The organism is Proteus columbae (assembly GCF_002777965.1).
GTDB classification, from domain to species: Bacteria; Pseudomonadota; Gammaproteobacteria; order Enterobacterales; family Enterobacteriaceae; genus Proteus; species Proteus columbae.
This window is the reverse complement of sequence record NZ_NGVR01000028.1, coordinates 42,530-60,714: the sequence shown is the minus strand read 5'-3', so window position 1 is coordinate 60,714 and position 18,185 is coordinate 42,530. Positions and strand designations below refer to the sequence as shown.

Sequence of the window (18,185 nt, the reverse complement as noted above, 5' to 3'; positions counted from 1 at the left end):
GCCAATGAATATGCCTTCAGTATCTTGACTCTGGACTCTACTCCAAGCTGTAAAGTACTTATCAGATAAATGAATTTAAACTTTACTTTGTTGAACAAGGAGAGCCAGTTATGACTAAACATGCTCATCAACACGATAATCATAAACATACCGATGCTTGCTGCTCAAGCTCTCAATGCTGTTCAGGTCACTCAGAGAATAGTACGCACTCACATACTGAAAGCGGACATTCTCATACTAAGATAGATAAAAGTGATCCTGAATGCGAGGATGAGCATCACCACGGGCACTCCCACGAGCATTCCCACCAACATGATCATGATGGTCACGATCATAGCCATGATGGGCACAATCATGATCATGGAAGCTGTGATATCAACGCCCCTGTTTCTAACATTGAGCCAGAAAAGATTGCACAGCAACGCTTTAGTTGGAAAGTACAAGGTATGGATTGCCCGAGTTGTGCTCAAAAAATTGAAACAGCCGCGCTCAAAGTTGCGGGAGTGAAACAAGCGAAAGTCCTTTTTGCTACCGAAAAATTAGTCGTTGATGCTGATAGCGATCTACGGGCTGATGTGATTGCGGCAATTAATAGTGCTGGTTTTGAGCTTTTTGCTCTCTCATCACCTCAATCTAAAAAAATCGCTAAGCAGAGCCTCTTAAAAGAGAGCTCATTTGTTATTGTCTTGGCACTTTTAATGGTAATTAGCTGGGGTGCCGAGTTTATTGATCCTCAAGCCGGTCGTGCCGCCTTTATTGCAACTACCTTGATTGGTTTATTCCCCATTGTGAAAAAGTCCTTACAACTTATTCGCAGTGGTACACCATTCGCCATAGAAACGTTGATGAGTGTTGCCGCAATTGGGGCTCTATTTATTAATGCAACCGAAGAAGCAGCAATGGTTATTTTGCTGTTTATGATTGGTGAAATGCTGGAATCTTACGCCGCAGGACGTGCTCGTCGTGGTGTGAGCGCATTAATGGCATTAGTACCAGAAGAAGCAACATTAGTTAAAGATGGTAAAAAACAAACGATCCCTGTTGCGCAATTACGTCCAGGTGACATCATCGAAATTGCACCGGGTTCACGCTTACCCACAGATGCGGAATTAGTCAGCGCATTTGCAAGCTTTGATGAAAGTGCATTAACAGGTGAGTCTGTGCCAGTAGAACGTCTACAAGGCGAAAAAGTGGCAGCTGGTTGTTTATCTGTGGATAGATCTGTACAGATGAAAGTGGTATCTGAACAAGGGCAAAATGCTATCGACCGTATTTTGCAATTGATTGAAGAAGCTGAAGAGCGTAGAGCACCAATTGAGCGTTTTGTTGACCGCTTTAGTCGCTACTATACCCCTGCCATTATGCTGTTCTCCGCATTAGTGATTATTATACCGCCACTGTTCTTTGCTCAGCCTTGGGAAACATGGTTCTATCGCGGCTTAACGCTGTTATTGATTGGTTGTCCTTGTGCGTTGGTTATCTCAACACCTGCCGCAATTACCTCAGCATTAGCCGCTGCTACAAAACGTGGTGCGTTAATTAAAGGAGGCGCAGCGTTAGAGCAATTAGGCACTGTTAATACCATCGCATTAGATAAAACAGGTACATTGACTGAAGGGAAACCTCAAGTTACTGATGTTGTGGCTGAAACGGATTTTAATGAAAAAGAAGTCCTGACTTTTGCTTCATCCGTAGAAATTGGCTCTCATCACCCATTAGCAAAAGCCATTATCAATAAGGCACAAGAACAAGGCGTACTTGTTGTTGAAGCAGAAGATCGCAAAGCGCTGGCGGGTAAAGGAATTGAAGGTTATTTAAATAGCCAACATATTCTAGTAAGTGCTCCTTCTCAATTATCAGAAACAACAACATTATCATCTCAATGGCAACAAGAAGTTGCACGCCTCGAAGATGAAGGTAAAACCGTTGTTGTCGTATTAAAAGAGAGTCAGCTTATCGGTGTTATTGCTATGCAAGATACCTTACGCAGTGATGCCCTCGAATCAATGAAATTATTGAAAGAGATGAACATCAATGCCGTGATGCTAACAGGAGATAACCCAAGAGCCGCAGCAGCGATTGCGAAAAAACTTGGCATGGATTTCCGTGCGGGATTACTCCCTGAAGATAAAGTCACGTCAGTAATGGAAATCAGTAAAACGCATAACACCATGATGGTGGGCGATGGTATCAATGATGCGCCAGCAATGAAGGCGGCCACCATTGGTGTTGCAATGGGGAGTGGTACTGATGTTGCGCTTGAAACCGCAGATGCAGCATTAACGCATAACCGTTTAACCGGTTTACCTGAAATTATTCAGCTATCTCGTGCAACACGCAAAATTATTCGTGAAAACATCACTATCGCGCTAGGCTTAAAAGCCGTGTTCTTAGTAACCAGCTTATTAGGAATAACTGGGCTTTGGGTTGCAGTGCTTGCAGATTCAGGGGCAACCGCACTTGTCACAGCCAATGCCGTCAGACTGTTACGAGTAAAACTGAAATCATCTAGCGAAGAATAAAGTATCTAAAGAAACCCAAACCTCAGTCACACGAGGTTTGGGTTATTTTTTAGCACAATGATAAATTAAAGATTGCTCTCTTTTTTACGGATAAGATAACGATAAGGTGCAGATTCAGTCTCTTGATTTAATAAATCATGTTCCATAAAACGGCAAAATCCGGGAATATCACGCACTGTGGCAGGATCATCTGCAATCACTAAAAGTGTCTCACCTAATGCCATATTTCTTATGGTTTTACGCACTAACATCACAGGCTCAGGGCAACGTAGGCCTAGCGTATCTAATGTCTTAGTTGCATCATCAAATTGAGCATTCATTCTATTAACCATTTTTCTTACACTGACAGATTGCGTCATTATATCTCGCTTTTGTGTTCACATCACGGCACATTAAGCACAAAGGTAATTCCCCCTAACCTTTGCTTTTGTTGCGCAACAGGCGTATTATGCGCATCCTCTCGTTTAAGAGAGAAATCACTGTTTTATTGGGTTCCCTCACCCCAATCACTAAAAAGGTACAATTTATGTATACGTTTACTCCCCGCCAAAAAGCGGTGGCGCTGTTATGGCTTTCTCTATTCCACATTCTGATAATTACTTCTAGTAACTATCTTGTGCAATTGCCTATTTCCATTTTTGGTTTCCACACCACTTGGGGTGCCTTTACCTTTCCGTTTATTTTTCTGGCAACAGATTTAACGGTTCGTATTTATGGCGCACCACTTGCCAGACGCATTATTACCGCTGTTATGCTCCCTGCATTAGCAATTTCTTACCTGATCTCAACGCTCTTTTTCCAAGGAAGTTGGCAAGGTTTTGCCTCATTAGCTGATTTTAATATCATGGTGGCAAGAATTGCGACGGCAAGCTTTATGGCTTATGTGTTGGGCCAAATAATGGATGTGTCTGTCTTTAATCGTTTAAGACAACAACAAAAATGGTGGGTAGCACCAAGTGCAGCGATGTTCTTTGGTAATTTACTCGACACACTGGCCTTCTTCTTTATTGCATTCTACCGTAGTACAGACGCATTTATGGCAGCAAATTGGGTAGAAATTGCATTAGTTGACTATGTGTTTAAATTGACCATTTGTATGCTGTTCTTCTTGCCTGCATATGGTGTTTTGTTGAATTTTATTTTGCGTCACTTTTTCGCACAAGAAAATCAAAAACAAGATTATGCTGAAATTCGTTCATAATCCGTCTCACCTCGCAAAAAAATAATGGCATTAATGTCATAATTAAAATAATAAAGCTTCATAAGTCAATTTTATGAAGCTTTGTTCTGAATGAAATAATTTATTATTTTACGTAAATATTTCTTATAGTAATTAATTAGCATGATTAGTCAAACAACGTACAAAATATTACTTAAATATCATTATTATGATGTTTTTTGCATGCTAATATAAAAATGATTAATTATTTACAATGAAATATTTTATTCATCTATTAAACTGTTAATGTATTTAAGTTCATCTCCATAGAATTCTGTGTCAATTGGGATGACAAGCCCCACCATAAGGATTTTTTACTCTCTTTTGCGAATAGTAGGAGTCTATTATGTTAAAAGTTATTCAATCCCCCGCTAAATATATTCAAGGACCAGATGCGCTATACCATATTGGTAAATACGCAAAACCTTTTGGCGATAGAGCACTGATTATTGCTGATAAATTTGTTATGGAGCTCGTCGGAAGTACCGTCAAAGACAGCATGTCTCAATATGAAGTGAATGGGCACTTTGAACTGTTTAATGGTGAATGCACACACAACGAAATCAATCGGTTATCTGAACTTGCAAAAACACAAGCCTCTCTTGTGATCATCGGCGTTGGTGGTGGTAAAACACTTGATACTGCCAAAGCTGTTGCTTATAAATGCCAGCTTCCTGTCGTCATCTCCCCAACCATAGCTTCTACTGATGCACCAACAAGCGCACTTTCTGTGGTTTATACAGAATTAGGCGCGTTTGATAGTTACCTTTTCTACCCAACAAACCCTGATGTTGTCGTGATGGACACAAATATCATCGCTTCTGCGCCAGCACGTTTATTAGTAGCAGGAATGGGGGATGCTTTAGCAACCTACTTCGAAGCAAGAGCCTGTAGTCATGCCCAAAAACAGACCATGGCAGGAGGTAAATCAACGCTAGCAGCCCTAGCTCTGGCTGAACTTTGCTATAACACCCTCTTAGAAGATGGCTATAAAGCAAAACTTGCAGTAAGCCGAGGTGTTTGTACAGCCGCGGTAGAAAATATTATCGAAGCTAATACCTTCTTAAGTGGTATCGGTTTTGAAAGTGCGGGTCTTGCGGCCGCCCATGCCATTCATAATGGATTTACCGCATTAGAAGAGTGTCACAATATGTACCATGGTGAAAAAGTCGCCTTTGGTACATTAGTCCAATTAGTGTTAGAAAACAGTCCATTAGAAGAATTAGAAGAGTTCCTTGATTTCTGTATTTTAGTCGGGCTGCCAGTCACTTTAGAAGAGTTGGGAATCAACGCAACAGGCGATGAATTAAATGAAAAAATCATGGCGGTTGCTGAGTTAAGTTGTGCTGAAGGTGAGACAATTTACAACATGCCATTTGATGTCGATTCCGATAAGGTTTATGCCGCAATTTTAACTGCCGACCAATTAGGACGGGAATGGCTTTATTAAAGCCTGAGTAAACAGGGAGTGTTTATCTCCCTGTTTGCATTTACAAAAAAGGTGATTTATGGTCAGTATCGTATTAGTTTCAAAGAGCCTTACGCTCGCCAATGGTATTAAAGAGCTCGTTAATCAGACTGTAGATCGCCAAGTAAAAATTGCCATTGCGACCAACTATCAAACACCTTCTGATCTTGCTAATGAAGTGTCACCAGAAACTATACTCACAGCAATTAAAAAGTGTTATAGCAAACAAGGTGTACTCGTTTTACTCGATACTTATCATTCCGCACAAAATGCAGCACTCGCTATCGCTAATCTTGAGCATAACGTTGCCACTAACGTCGCGTTAAGTTCAGCACCGATTGTTGAAGGCACCTTGGCTGCCGCCAATAGTATTGCGTTAGGTGCTTCGCTTGAAGAAGCAGAAAAAGCGGCGCATAAAACCATTACAATTAAAAAACTACAATTAGGTGAAAATCTGCCTAATTTTAATATTCACCCTAAAAATACAAATTACGAACCTGTCAGAACTATAACCGCACCTGTTTGGCTATACCCTTACCATCGTTTCGTGATCCCTCGTAAAGAAATATCCTCTCACTTATTACTTGAAGAGCAAAAACGTCTCATAAAAGCCATTGAGCGCTCCAAAAAGGATATAGACTGGTTAACTGAAGAAGCGTACCGCAAGATCGGAGAACAATATGCCCATATTTTTTCTAGTCACCGCTTCTTATTAGAAAATACCGAATTACAACTGACTGTATGTAGCATGATAAGCAAACATCACTGTAATGCTGAATTTGCCTTACAGCAGACATTCATTGATTTAATAGATACTTATGTGCAAATGGATGATGATAATATGCGTGCTCGTGAAAGTGATTTAGATGATATTTTATCTCGATTACTACGCTATTTAACTTCTGCGCCTCCTCCAATCACGCATCCTCCTTATACAAACGCAATTCTGGTGACAAAACAGCTTTATCCCTCCACATTAATGGCTCTTGATACCAATAAGATCAAAGGAATTTTATTAAGTCACGGCAATCCTCTGTCTAATACAACCGTATTAGCCAATGCACTAGATATTCCAATTATTAATGAAGCCGGAAAACAAGCGCTCTCGCTGACTGACGGGCAAAATATAACGCTCAAAAAAGTCCAAAATATTTGGCTTTATCAAAACACCTATATCTCACATTAAAAATAAAAAAAGGGAATAAAAGATCCTCCTTTATTCCCTAGCTGCTTGTTATCTTAGTAATCAATTACTTTTTTATTATCTAATAGGCAATACTTATAATGCTCTTGCCAATAAACTAATGGGGTGTTCACATTTTTTCGTTGTTGACATCTCAATTTGCCATTTACAGGTTTCACAGTCTGTAATTACCAAATCACAGCCACTCTCTTCAATTTGGCGGAATAAGCCCGCACCAATGCCTTGAGCGACATCGTAGTTTTCAGATTTAAAACCGTAAGTTCCGGCAATACCACAGCATTGAGAATCTAAAACAATGACCTCAACACCAGGGATACGTTTAATTAAATCAATGGAATACGCAGTCCATCCCATTTTTTCCATATGACAAGGTGTGTGATACGCCACTTTTAACGGGGTGTGTTTCAGTGGTAATTCACGACCTTCTTCTAATAAGCGATAAATATAACGTGTCGCTAATTCAATGTTTTCACGTACTTTTGACGTATCAACATCAAGGATATGTTCATACTCATCACGAATAGTGAAAGTACAGGTTGATGATGTTGCAACGACAGGAATATTGTTTTCAACAATTTTTTCTGTCAGAGATTCAAGGTTTACCGCGGCTTGTTTTTTAGCTTGTTTAACAAAACCATTCGCAATTAATGCAACACCACAGCATTTTTCGCGTTTTAATAACTGAACACCAATCTCCATTTTGTTGAATACTTTAACTAAATCCTTCCCTAATTGTGGGTGGTTATAGTTAGCGTAACAACCATGGAAAAAGGCAACTTGATCTTTAAAACGCGCCTGCTCTTCAACTTGTTTTTTCATCCATGTTCTAAATGTACCAAAAGAGTATTTTGGTAATTCGCGACGATGGTCGATTTTAAGCGCTTTATCCAAGATTTTACGTACAGGTTTTAATCCTGTAATGGTATTGACTATCGGCGCCATTGGCGTTGATAGTGTACCCATTAGATCAGTATGACTTAAAATAGCATCACGAAGTTTTGGTGTTTTTGTATTGTAGTTCAGTTTCGCACGCGAAATGATGTCACCAATCTTCACATCTGACGGACAAGCAACTTCACAACGCTTACAGTTAGTGCAATATTTCAATGCTTCATCATAAAGCATTGGATCTTTTAGACGTAAACGCTCACCATCAGGACCAGCTTGTTTAGGACCAGGATAAAGTGGATTTACTTTTGCAACTGGGCAGTAAGTTGTACAAACAGTACACTTAATGCACGCTTCAAAACTGTTATCATGTAAACTCATTGTGCTGCCTCCACAACCGCAGATGTGGTCTGTTCTGATTTATTGTGCTGTAAAATTTGTTGCGCTGCATAAAGGGCGCTGATCATTGAAACACCTGCGCCACAACCTTCGTTAAGAGGGTCAAACCCACCTAATACAGCACCTACAGCGTAAACATTCTCTAAGACTTCGCCATATTTCATCGGTCTTAATTGGCTATCGGTATCAACACCAAATCGCATATAAGGCTGTTTTGCAAAGACATTCACTTGTGTCCACTCATTGCGAGGTAATGTCTCTAGCAAATCAAGTTCCATCAACGGTTCATAGACACGATCAAACTCTGCAATTAACCCATTATTGAAGAAACTGCCCGTTGCCAACACAACATGTTCACTACGAATAGGAATGTCAGTATGGTTTCGAGTATGAATACCTGTAACTTTATTTCCCACTAAATCAACTTGTTCTGCACGGTCGCCCGGCATTATTAAACCGCCAGCTTTTTGGAAACGCAGTTTTAATGCTTGATGTAAACGAATACCTAATAGTGATGGGGGCAATGTTGGTAATAAACAGATAGGTTTACCTACAAGTTGTTGAAGTAGTGTCACTGGCTCTTCAGCATCCAGTCCGATACATGCAGGTAAAATAATTGCTTCAACACTATCATCAATATGCTTTTTCAGCTCTTCTGCTAACGCTTTAGTGTTTTCAGGTTTATCTAAATAGCGCGCAATATTAACTGCTCTAAATTCACTTGGATTATCACGCAATCTGTCTAATAGCGGTAAGTGAATATGATAAGGAATAGACTCAACACCTTGCTCATTCAGCGTATTGCTTGCGAATTGTGGCTGAAAATCTAAGAAGCCTTCGATTCCAACAACTGCCAGCTTTTTCCATGGCAATGCTTGATCAACACCATGAGTTGGCACACGTTTTGGACTCATCCAACTCATACGTGAACGCCCAACAGGTGTAATACGATAATGGTTTTCATCACCATTACCTTGATATTCAAGACCTTTTGTACTTGATAATAGTGCTTGAGCCTGTTCAATTAAGGTTGAAACCTGAGCCTCACCCATACGGCTATAAGGGTGTTTCGGGGCAAGCTCAACCAATGCTGCTAACGCTTTTTTAGGTTGAGTAACTAACGAACCATCAGGAAGATGAGTTAATAGATCTAGCGAACCTGATGAAAAATGTAGTGCGCTTTGACCATTACTAATAATTGCGCAAGACTTACCGGCTTCAGCAAGACGAATACCTGCGGTTAAACCTGCAAGCCCGCTACCTATAATGATGACGTCAAATTTCATTATCTGCCTCCGCTGAAGCTGCTTTTTCAATCATATCAGCATCTAAACCACATAAACCTTGGTAAACCCAACTGGTGAATTCACTCTCACGTAACGCATTACCCCAAGCAATTGGTCGAATACCTTTCCAACGCTCATTTAAGAAATGGGCAAGCTGTTGTTCTGATTCGTGAGGAGTAGTAACTTGTAAACGGTTTAATAAACCCGCAGCACGACAAGCACAAAGCTCACCTTGGCATGTTCCCATACCCACACGAGTACGGCGACGTAAATCAAGTAAGTTATTGACAGTTAAAGAGTTAACTGCATAACGAACTTCCCCTGCCGTAACGGCTTCACATTCACAAACTAAACTCTTATCGCTACGTTCATTACTCAATAATTTATTAGCTAAATCACCGTGGCGATAAACCGCAGAGCCACGAATTGGCGCAGGTAATGAAACAACACTACGTAATGCTTGCTCTGCAGATTGGCGAGAACCCGGTAAGGCTTCTTCTGCGGTTGTACATTTAGCAGAAACATTTAATTTTTCGCAGATTTTATCTGTTGCCCATTCAGCCATTAAACGGTAAGTCATTAATTTACCGCCAGTAATAGTGATAAAACCTTCTAATCCATCACGTTGCGCATGGTCGAGTAAAACAATACCACGGCTAACATTACGACCAGATGGATCATCATCACTTGCAACTAAAGGACGCACACCAGCATAAGCACGTAAAATTCGAGTTTGAGCCAGTTTTGGCGCTAACATTGAACCTTCACGAATAAGAATATCGACTTCTTCAGGGGTGACATACATATTGTCGATTTCATCGTAAGGAACCCGTGTTGACGTTGTACCAATCAATGAAATGGTATCGCCAGGAACTAAAATATCGGCATCCGCAGGTTTACGACAGCGGTTGATCACCATATTGTTAATACGATGACCCAGAATCAACAACGCACCTTTGGCTGGGAACATACGAACTTTTAGCTCGCCATATTCAGCGATTTTTTGTCCCCAAATTCCCCCTGCATTTGCCACTATTTGCGCGCGAATTTCATACAGTTTTTTCGCTTGGTGATCGTAAACCTTCACACCTTTAACACGGTCGCCTTCACGAATAAGCCCCACGACTTCATGATAAGTCAGTACTTGAGCGCCATGTTCGCGGGCATCTAACATATTTGCGGCAGTTAAACGGAAAGGATCGACAGTACCATCTGGCACTTTAACCGCACCGATTAAATTCGGGTTAACTGAAGGCTCTAAGCGAATAGCTTCTTCGGGTGAAATAGCTTGAGCATCAATACCTGCGGCTTGGCAAGACTGAATAAAGGTCTGTTGAAACTCTAAAGAATCTTCAGGAAGGGTAATAAAAAGGCCATCCGTTTTTTCAACACAATGACGAGCGACCCGTTTTAAAATCATGTTTTCTTCAATACACTCACGCGCTGACTCTGGGTCTGTTACTGCATAACGCGCACCACTGTGTAACAATCCATGATTTCGACCGGTTGCACCGGTTGCAATATCATGTCTTTCTAGCAGGACGCAACGTAATCCACGGCGCGCACAGTCTCTTGCCATGCCTGCACCGGTTGCTCCCCCGCCAATAATAATGACATCAGTTTCTGTCACTGGTGAACCGCTCATCATAGAGATGCCCTCTCACATTACATTCAGCAAACGCTTATTTATTCTTTAGCGTTAATTATAGTGTATAAGATACACAAAAAATGTGGTTAATGTTTGATAATGAGCAAAAACGAAAGAGAAACGCTCACGAGTGAAAAATTAAAACCACATATGTGATACTAATCACAAATTATTTAACAAAAAGTATTTGATAAAGTTAACATATCACTCAAAATTGCACATCTTGAAAAATTATTCGACAACTGAGTAATACCTCACAGTAAATTTGATTGTATAAGTTTACTATTAAGTTCGTTAAAGAAAATTTTTTGATAACTTCACTGTTCGTTTTGTCATTATTTAATATCAACATATTAAAATAAAAGCCATCGGAGGCTAATATGTTAAGTCTGTTTAGACCTGCGCCACATAAAGCGCGTTTGCCAAAAGAGCAGATAGATCCTGTCTATCGTCGTCTGCGTTGGCAGATCTTTATGGGGATTTTCTTCGGTTACGCTGCTTATTATTTAGTAAGAAAAAACTTTGCGTTAGCAATGCCTTATCTTGTAGAAGAAGGGTTTTCTAAAGGTGACCTAGGTTTTGCTTTATCAGGGATCTCGATTGCTTACGGTTTCTCTAAGTTTATCATGGGCTCATTCTCTGACCGTGCTAACCCTCGTTATTTCTTACCTGCAGGTCTTATTTTAGCATCCGCAGTGATGCTATTTATGGGCTTTGTGCCATGGGCAACTTCGAGCATTATGGTAATGTTCGTTCTGTTGTTCCTTTGTGGTTGGTTCCAAGGTATGGGTTGGCCTCCTTGTGGACGTACCATGGTGCACTGGTGGTCACAGAAAGAACGTGGCGGTATCGTTTCTATCTGGAACTGTGCGCATAACGTCGGCGGTGGCTTACCTCCATTACTGTTCTTATTAGGTATGGCGTGGTTTAACGACTGGAAAGCAGCGTTATATATGCCAGCATTTGCCGCAATCTTAGTTGCTATGATTGCATTCGCATTAATGCGCGATACCCCTCAATCATGTGGTTTACCTTCAATCGAAGAGTACAAAAACGACTATCCACCTGATTATAAAGAAACTGACGAACAAGAACTGACTGCAAAAGAAATCTTCATGAAGTATGTGTTCCCTAACAAACTTTTGTGGATGATTGCAATTGCGAACGTGTTCGTTTACTTACTGCGTTACGGCGTACTGGACTGGTCACCAACTTACCTGCGTGAAGTTAAACACTTTGCAATGGATAAATCATCATGGGCTTACTTCTTATATGAATACGCAGGTATTCCGGGCACACTGCTGTGTGGTTGGATGTCGGATAAAGTGTTCAAAGGTAACCGTGGTGCAACTGGTGTGTTCTTCATGACCTTAGTAACTATCGCAACTATCGTATTCTGGATGAACCCAGCGGGTAACCCGAATGTTGATATGGCGTGTATGTTAATCATCGGTTTCTTAATCTACGGTCCTGTTATGTTGATTGGTCTGCATGCGCTTGAGCTTGCACCGAAAAAAGCAGCAGGTACGGCAGCAGGCTTTACCGGTCTATTCGGCTACTTAGGTGGTTCTGTTGCGGCAAGTGCTATCGTAGGTTACACCGTTGACTACTTCGGCTGGAATGGTGGCTTTATGGTCATGATCGGCGGTAGTGCACTGTCTGTTATATTATTACTTATCGTGATGGTAACAGAAACCAAACACAAACGTGAAATGCTTCAGAAGTACGAATAATCGCTAACTGATTATTTATGAAATTAGTTAAATCTCATCTCTAAAAACCAAGCCACATCAACTGTTTTGATGTGGCTTTTTTATTGCCAACTGTACATAACTTTGTTGTACGTAGAATTAAAATGGAGCAGCTTTATGAGTACATCTTTTAGAATAAAACCGTTAGTTGCAGGCGTTCTTTTAACTCTATCTTTAAGTGCAATCGCACAAGCGGCAAGTGATAAGGTCGTTATCGCTCACCGTGGTGCAAGTGGTTATTTGCCTGAACATACGCTTCCTGCCAAAGCATTAGCTTATGCCCAAGGCGCAGATTATCTCGAACAAGACTTAGTGATGACCAAAGACAACGAATTAGTTGTTTTACATGACCACTATCTTGATCGTGTAACCGATGTGGCTGATCGTTATCCTAATAGAGCAAGAAAAGATGGTCGTTATTACGCTATCGACTTTACGCTTGAAGAAATTAAAGGACTGAAATTTACTGAAGGCTTCGACATTGTTGACGGTAAAAAAGTCCAAAGTTACCCAAATCGTTTCCCTATGGGGAAATCGGATTTCCGTGTACATACATTCCAAGAAGAAATTGAATTTATCCAAGGTCTAAACAAATCAACAGGCCAAGATATTGGTATTTACCCTGAAATTAAAGCACCTTGGTTCCATGAGCAAGAAGGTAAAGACATTACCACTAAAGTATTGGAAGTCCTTAAACAGTACGGTTATACGAAAAAAACCGACAATGTTTATCTGCAATCATTCGATGCTAACGACCTAAAACGCATCAAAACAGAATTGATGCCAAAAATGGGCATGGATCTAAAACTTGTTCAGTTAATTGCTTATACCGACTGGAATGAGACCTATGAAAAACAACCAGATGGTACATGGACAAACTACAGCTATGAGTGGATGTTTAAGCCTGGCGCAATGAAAGAAATTGCCACTTATGCGGATGCTATCGGCCCTGACTACCATATGCTAGTTGAGACAGATTCAACGCCAGAAAAAATCACCTTAACGGGTATGGCTGCAGATGCTCATGCGAATAAATTGACTATCCATCCGTTTACTGTTCGTATTGATAAACTGCCTAAATACGCAAAAGATGGTGATCAACTTTACGACATCATTTATAACCAAGCGGGTGCTGAGGGTGTCTTTACTGACTTCCCTGATTTAGGGGTTAAATTTTTACAAAAACAAGCTAAATAATTCAAGGTATCGCTAGGGACATACAGAAGTGTATGACTCGTGCGAGTAAATGCCGTCAATAACGCGGTAACCTGAAGTATGACAAGTATCCTACTCTTTTTTAAAAGGGTAGGATCTTTACGCCCATTCTGATTGTATATTTCTTCATCTTTGTCTAATTTAGTCCCTGTTGTTATTCAAAATAAAAATAATTTTGATTTATGGGTAAATTTCACCATTGCTATCGTTACTATTTTATTTATTTTCTATAAAGGAAAGGGAACACTATGACAATGACCATAATTGTTTTAGCTATTCTGATAATCATCATTATTGGTTGGGGTATTTCAATTTATAATCGTCTTATTGCGACACGCAATCAGGTCAGTAATCAATTTGCGAATATTGACGTTATTTTAAAACAAAGAGCTGACCAAATTCCTCAATTAATGGCGGTAGTTGAAAAAGCAATGGAGCATGAAAAAAGTGTATTTATTGCATTAAGTGATGCAAGACAACGTTATTTTAAAGCACAAAATATTAATGAAAAAATCAGCGCAACAAATGAGATGAATACAGCACTACGAGGCATGATTGCCCTCGCTGAAAATTATCCGACGTTAATTTCAGGTGAACAATTAGCACTACTTCAAACAAGTGTTAGTGATGTAGAAAATAAAATTGCCCAACGTCGTGAAGGCTTTAATGATGCAACGACTCACTACAACACTGCCATAGAGATGTTTCCTGATAGCTTAATTGCTGGCCTCTTCCGCTTTGAACGTATGCAATTGCTAGAAATACCAAAAGAAGAAATGAAATATGAAGGGATTCATTTTAAATAACAGCAAGTTAAATAACCGCATTAAGGATAAATTGCAGTGTTAATTTATTTTTTTATCGGCTGTGCTGTAGGCGCATTAATCTATTTTTTACGCAGCAAACGCTCTCAAAAAAAGAAGAACAGCTTGAGTATTGTTCCTTTTTTAGGGTTCGCTTTTGCCGCTGGAAACTATCTGTTTTTTTCGCGAGAAACTGACGTTTATCCTAGTGGTGAAGACTCAATTGTTAATCTTATCTCCTGTATTGCATTTGCTGTCATTTTGCTATTTGCATATGGTATTTCAAATCATATTGCGAATATTGGTGAAAAAGCGATAAAGAATTATCATCAATTACAAAATGAAGGTGAGTCCAAGTTTGCTGCACTTATTAATACGGTATTTATTAGTCTTTTATTATTAAGTTTAAGCTTTAGCTTGTTTATTGATCAAAGATTGTTCTTTTTAAGTTTCGTTTTAATGTTCGTTTACCAAATCGTCAAAAGAACACCTGAAAAACGTTTTTTACGTTTTCAAAAAATTCTAGCCACATCTAAAATTCGCTCTTTAGCTATTGGGCTTGTTGAGATTGAAGGTAAGATAACTGAGGGTAAAAAATTAACGAGTCGTCTAGGTAAAAAAGAGTGCTATGGCTACATCTATTATGAATATGACGTATCCACAGACAAAGAAGGCAAGAAAAGCTATCACCAAACACTCTGTGAAAAAAAGATCAATAATTTCACGATGACAGACGATACCGGATCAATTCAAATTCTTGCAGCAGATAAACCTTTAGTTCATCTTGGCATCAATCCTCATCAAGATCTGGAATATAACAATAAACGTTTTAAGGAGTATATCTTAGAAGCTGATACGACTTATTTATTGATAGGTAGTGCAGAGCCTATCAATGATGAAGTTATTATCACACATAGTGCTCCTCACTATCTATTAGGTTTATCACCGCGAGATTATGTTGTTCGCTGGAACAAAGCACGTCCTTTTCGTCGTAATGCAACTTTCATCGTTATCATTGCTCTTTTTGTTATCTTTTCCATTCTAGTGATACCAATGGATTATCAAAATGGCATCCTAACGCTTTATTTTAATAATACTTCTCTTCCTTGGTAATTGATAAATATGGAATGGCTTATTTTTATCATTTTTATTCTCACTTTGGTTTATTTTTTAATACGCCAATTAGTGATGATTTATAACAACATGGTAATGCTGAAAAATAATTGCTATAAAGCCTTTGCAAACATTGATGTTTTATTAAAAAAACAAGCCGACTTGATCCCCATGCTGATCGTGATTACACAAAAAGCAATGGATCATGAGAAAGCTTTATTTCAAAAACTAGCTGAAAATAGAGATCACTATTTACATACAGATGTATTAGATCAAAAAGTTAATTTAGCTAATCAGCTATTACCACAAATAAAAAAATCACTCATTATTGCTGAAAATTACCCTGAACTTATCAGTGGGAAAAATTTGCACCTATTACAAATGCAAGCAAAAGAATTAGAAGAATGCATAGCTGACAGGCGAGAATTCTTCAATCAATCCGTGACTCTCTATAATACTGAAATACGTATTTTTCCTAATATATTGTTTACGTTTATTTTTAAATTTAAAGATATCCCTCTTTTTTACCCCAGTAGGGAGGCAATATCATGATAGAAATTCCTTTTTCTTTTTTTGGTATAACGGATTGGTTTCTAAGCTTTGATGAACCTATTTCGATTATTATGTTTGCTACCTTTGGCGTGTTGTTCTCTATGGCAATTATCTTGCCATTAATAAGTATCACACCTTTAAAAAAATATATGTCACAAATTGCAGGAGGATTATTTAGCTCGATATTTGTCAGCTTAATGATCTTAATTAGCTTTCATTTAATGCTGGGTGTTAACTCTGCATTAAAACTACTCTTAATTTGGTGGGTTATTTTATTTTCGTGTATTACGTTTTGGTTTATTAATTATCGCTATATGAAAGACGTAACAGGAAATAAGTTAGCGAAGTTTCAAGAAAAAGCCCTTGAAGCAGAAGAAAAACAAAGACAAAGCCGAAAACAAAAAAAATAAAAGAGAGCCTAGGCTCTCTTTTTTAGCACTATTTTAGTACTATCGATATCGCACTTATGCCCTATAAACAGGAAATGCAATAACATCACTAAGGCGTTCAACACCCAGTGCCAGCATAATAAGGCGATCAACCCCTAAAGCCACGCCAGAACACTCAGGTAGTCCCGCTTCAAGAGCCGCTAAAAAGCGCTCATCAATAGGTTGCTCTGGTAATCCCATCGCCACACGTTGACGATTATCACGTTCAAAGCGATGGCGTTGTTCTTGCGCATCCGTTAGCTCGCGAAATCCGTTCGCTAACTCAACACCTTTAAAATAGACTTCAAAACGCTCTGCTACACGATGATCTTCAGAGCTGATTTCAGCTAATGAGGCTTGTGACGCAGGGAAATGATAGATAAAGGTTGGCTTTTCTAAACCGATATGAGGTTCAACTCCAGAAACAAATAGCAACTGAAGTAACGTATCTTTATCTTCTTCCGTATCTGCAATATTTGATAAATCCAGTTTTGCCGCTACTTCACGCAATTTCTCTTTATCTACAGATAAAGGATCGATATCAAGATAACGCAAGAATGCTTGTTGATAAGAGAGTGATTCTGATGCCTCACAATCTAACACTTCTTGCAATAAATCATCGACTTCATTCATCAACCGGTACATATCAAAACAAGGGCGATACCATTCTAGCATCGTAAATTCCGGATTATGATATCTACCGGCTTCCTCATTACGGAAGCAACGTCCCATTTGATAAATCGGTCCACTATTTGCGGCTAATAAACGCTTCATGTGGTATTCAGGGCTTGTCATCAAATAAAGTTTTAGCCCTTGAGAAGCACCAGGCCCCACAAATTGGGTTTCAAATGGGTAAAGATGAACATCGGTAACGGTAGCCTGACTCATCATCGGTGTTTCAACTTCTAACACACCACGATCAGTGAAAAAACGCCTAATATTACTGACTATTTTCGCCTTTTTTAGTAAGTTGGCGATTGAGGCGCTTGGCTGCCAATCCGCGATTTCACTCATGAACGAAAAACTCCAACAGAAAACAAAGCGTGCAGTTTACTCGCATCCTCTTCAACAGACAAATTTCTCCCTAATAAAGAGGGATATCATTTTATGTTTTTCCACTGATCTTTTCGTCTTTTAAGTAAAAACACATAAGACAAATAAATATAATTCTACAAAACATCTACTTTTGGGCACTTTTTATTGTTTAAATAAACATCAATTTAGAGTAAGAAACTCAGTGTTTTTTCGCCATTTTTATAAAAAAAGTTAATTGGAATAATTCTTTTTCTCAATTGCAAATAACAATAAACTAACACTGTTCTTATATTTAAATAGCCAAACTCATCTAAACTTCAAAGTTAACTTTCTATTTAAATCTACGTATTTTGATTAGTATTAAAAACCTTTAGAAATATTATTAATATTTTATTAACAATTAACAAGACAAACCGATTTGTTTTAGATAAATAGTAAAAAATTTATTTTAGTTTTTAGAATGGGCTTTTATTAATTTAAATTAGACTTAAGAAAGATAAAAACATTTACCCTTTAAAATCAATATGTAACAAAAAATCATTGTCATTTTCAATTAAACTTATCTATACTTTCAAAATAGGTTATTTATTACTATTTATAATTTTCAATTTAGAAAAATATATTCTATTTGATCTTCAAGTTTCTCTGGTGGCT

General features: G+C 38.8%; 15 protein-coding genes. 10 read left to right on the top strand and 5 right to left on the bottom strand.

Features of this window, described 5'->3' with window-relative positions; translation table 11 throughout:
• Window positions 1-110: 110 nt before the first annotated feature.
• On the top strand, window positions 111-2,522 hold the full coding sequence (locus CBE70_RS14740) for a zinc/cadmium/mercury/lead-transporting ATPase (protein WP_100159914.1): 2,412 nt from the start codon (window positions 111-113) through the stop codon (window positions 2,520-2,522).
• A 65-nt stretch (window positions 2,523-2,587) separates the two neighbouring features.
• On the opposite strand, the gene tusA is transcribed toward CBE70_RS14740, so the two are convergent.
• Complete coding sequence (gene tusA, locus CBE70_RS14735) at window positions 2,588-2,842, bottom strand: sulfurtransferase TusA (RefSeq protein WP_069368408.1); 255 nt, start codon at window positions 2,840-2,842, stop codon at window positions 2,588-2,590.
• A 206-nt stretch (window positions 2,843-3,048) separates the two neighbouring features.
• Here tusA and CBE70_RS14730 point away from each other — a divergent pair, with 206 nt between their 5' ends.
• From CBE70_RS14730 to CBE70_RS14720, 3 genes are all read left to right on the top strand, one after another.
• On the top strand, window positions 3,049-3,723 hold the full coding sequence (locus CBE70_RS14730; RefSeq protein ID WP_100159913.1) for a 7-cyano-7-deazaguanine/7-aminomethyl-7-deazaguanine transporter: 675 nt from the start codon (window positions 3,049-3,051) through the stop codon (window positions 3,721-3,723).
• A gap of 364 nt (window positions 3,724-4,087) precedes the next feature.
• Window positions 4,088-5,191 carry a glycerol dehydrogenase gene (locus CBE70_RS14725; protein WP_100159912.1) on the top strand — a complete coding sequence of 368 codons (1,104 nt, stop codon included), beginning with the start codon at window positions 4,088-4,090 and terminating at the stop codon, window positions 5,189-5,191.
• A gap of 58 nt (window positions 5,192-5,249) precedes the next feature.
• Entirely contained in the window at window positions 5,250-6,395 is a 1,146-nt protein-coding gene (locus CBE70_RS14720; protein ID WP_100159911.1) for a phosphoenolpyruvate-utilizing N-terminal domain-containing protein, read from the top strand.
• 93 nt (window positions 6,396-6,488) lie between these two features.
• On the opposite strand, the gene glpC is transcribed toward CBE70_RS14720, so the two are convergent.
• The 3 genes from glpC to glpA are packed head-to-tail and all read right to left on the bottom strand — an operon-like array spanning window position 6,489 to window position 10,634.
• Window positions 6,489-7,682 (bottom strand): anaerobic glycerol-3-phosphate dehydrogenase subunit GlpC, encoded by a 1,194-nt coding sequence (gene glpC / locus CBE70_RS14715; protein ID WP_088493856.1) that lies wholly within the window; start codon window positions 7,680-7,682, stop codon window positions 6,489-6,491.
• Window positions 7,679-8,986, bottom strand: coding sequence for a glycerol-3-phosphate dehydrogenase subunit GlpB (gene glpB, locus CBE70_RS14710; RefSeq protein WP_100159910.1), 1,308 nt, complete (start codon window positions 8,984-8,986; stop codon window positions 7,679-7,681). The genes glpC and glpB overlap by 4 nt, the downstream gene beginning before the upstream one ends.
• Window positions 8,976-10,634 carry an anaerobic glycerol-3-phosphate dehydrogenase subunit A gene (gene glpA, locus CBE70_RS14705; RefSeq protein WP_198585728.1) on the bottom strand — a complete coding sequence of 553 codons (1,659 nt, stop codon included), beginning with the start codon at window positions 10,632-10,634 and terminating at the stop codon, window positions 8,976-8,978. Before glpA ends, glpB begins: the two co-directional genes overlap by 11 nt.
• A 380-nt stretch (window positions 10,635-11,014) precedes the next feature.
• Between glpA and glpT the strand changes: the two genes are divergently transcribed.
• The 6 genes from glpT to CBE70_RS14675 all read left to right on the top strand — a co-directional run bounded on the left by glpT (window position 11,015) and on the right by CBE70_RS14675 (window position 16,478).
• Window positions 11,015-12,367 (top strand): glycerol-3-phosphate transporter, encoded by a 1,353-nt coding sequence (gene glpT, locus CBE70_RS14700; RefSeq protein ID WP_100159909.1) that lies wholly within the window; start codon window positions 11,015-11,017, stop codon window positions 12,365-12,367.
• Between the two features lie 135 nt (window positions 12,368-12,502).
• On the top strand, window positions 12,503-13,582 hold the full coding sequence (gene glpQ, locus CBE70_RS14695; protein WP_100159908.1) for a glycerophosphodiester phosphodiesterase: 1,080 nt from the start codon (window positions 12,503-12,505) through the stop codon (window positions 13,580-13,582).
• 266 nt (window positions 13,583-13,848) lie between these two features.
• On the top strand, window positions 13,849-14,406 hold the full coding sequence (locus CBE70_RS14690) for a LemA family protein (RefSeq protein ID WP_100159907.1): 558 nt from the start codon (window positions 13,849-13,851) through the stop codon (window positions 14,404-14,406).
• Between the two features lie 36 nt (window positions 14,407-14,442).
• The gene (locus tag CBE70_RS14685; RefSeq protein WP_100159906.1) at window positions 14,443-15,516 is read left to right on the top strand and encodes a hypothetical protein; all 1,074 of its coding nucleotides are present in this window, start codon (window positions 14,443-14,445) and stop codon (window positions 15,514-15,516) included.
• 9 nt (window positions 15,517-15,525) lie between these two features.
• Entirely contained in the window at window positions 15,526-16,068 is a 543-nt protein-coding gene (locus CBE70_RS14680; protein WP_100159905.1) for a LemA family protein, read from the top strand.
• A complete protein-coding gene (locus CBE70_RS14675; protein ID WP_100159904.1) occupies window positions 16,065-16,478 on the top strand; it encodes a hypothetical protein in 414 nt (137 codons plus the stop codon). The genes CBE70_RS14680 and CBE70_RS14675 overlap by 4 nt, the downstream gene beginning before the upstream one ends.
• A 54-nt stretch (window positions 16,479-16,532) precedes the next feature.
• Here CBE70_RS14675 and epmA read toward each other — a convergent pair whose 3' ends face one another.
• A complete protein-coding gene (gene epmA, locus CBE70_RS14670; RefSeq protein ID WP_023583702.1) occupies window positions 16,533-17,510 on the bottom strand; it encodes an elongation factor P--(R)-beta-lysine ligase in 978 nt (325 codons plus the stop codon).
• Window positions 17,511-18,185: the final 675 nt, after the last annotated feature.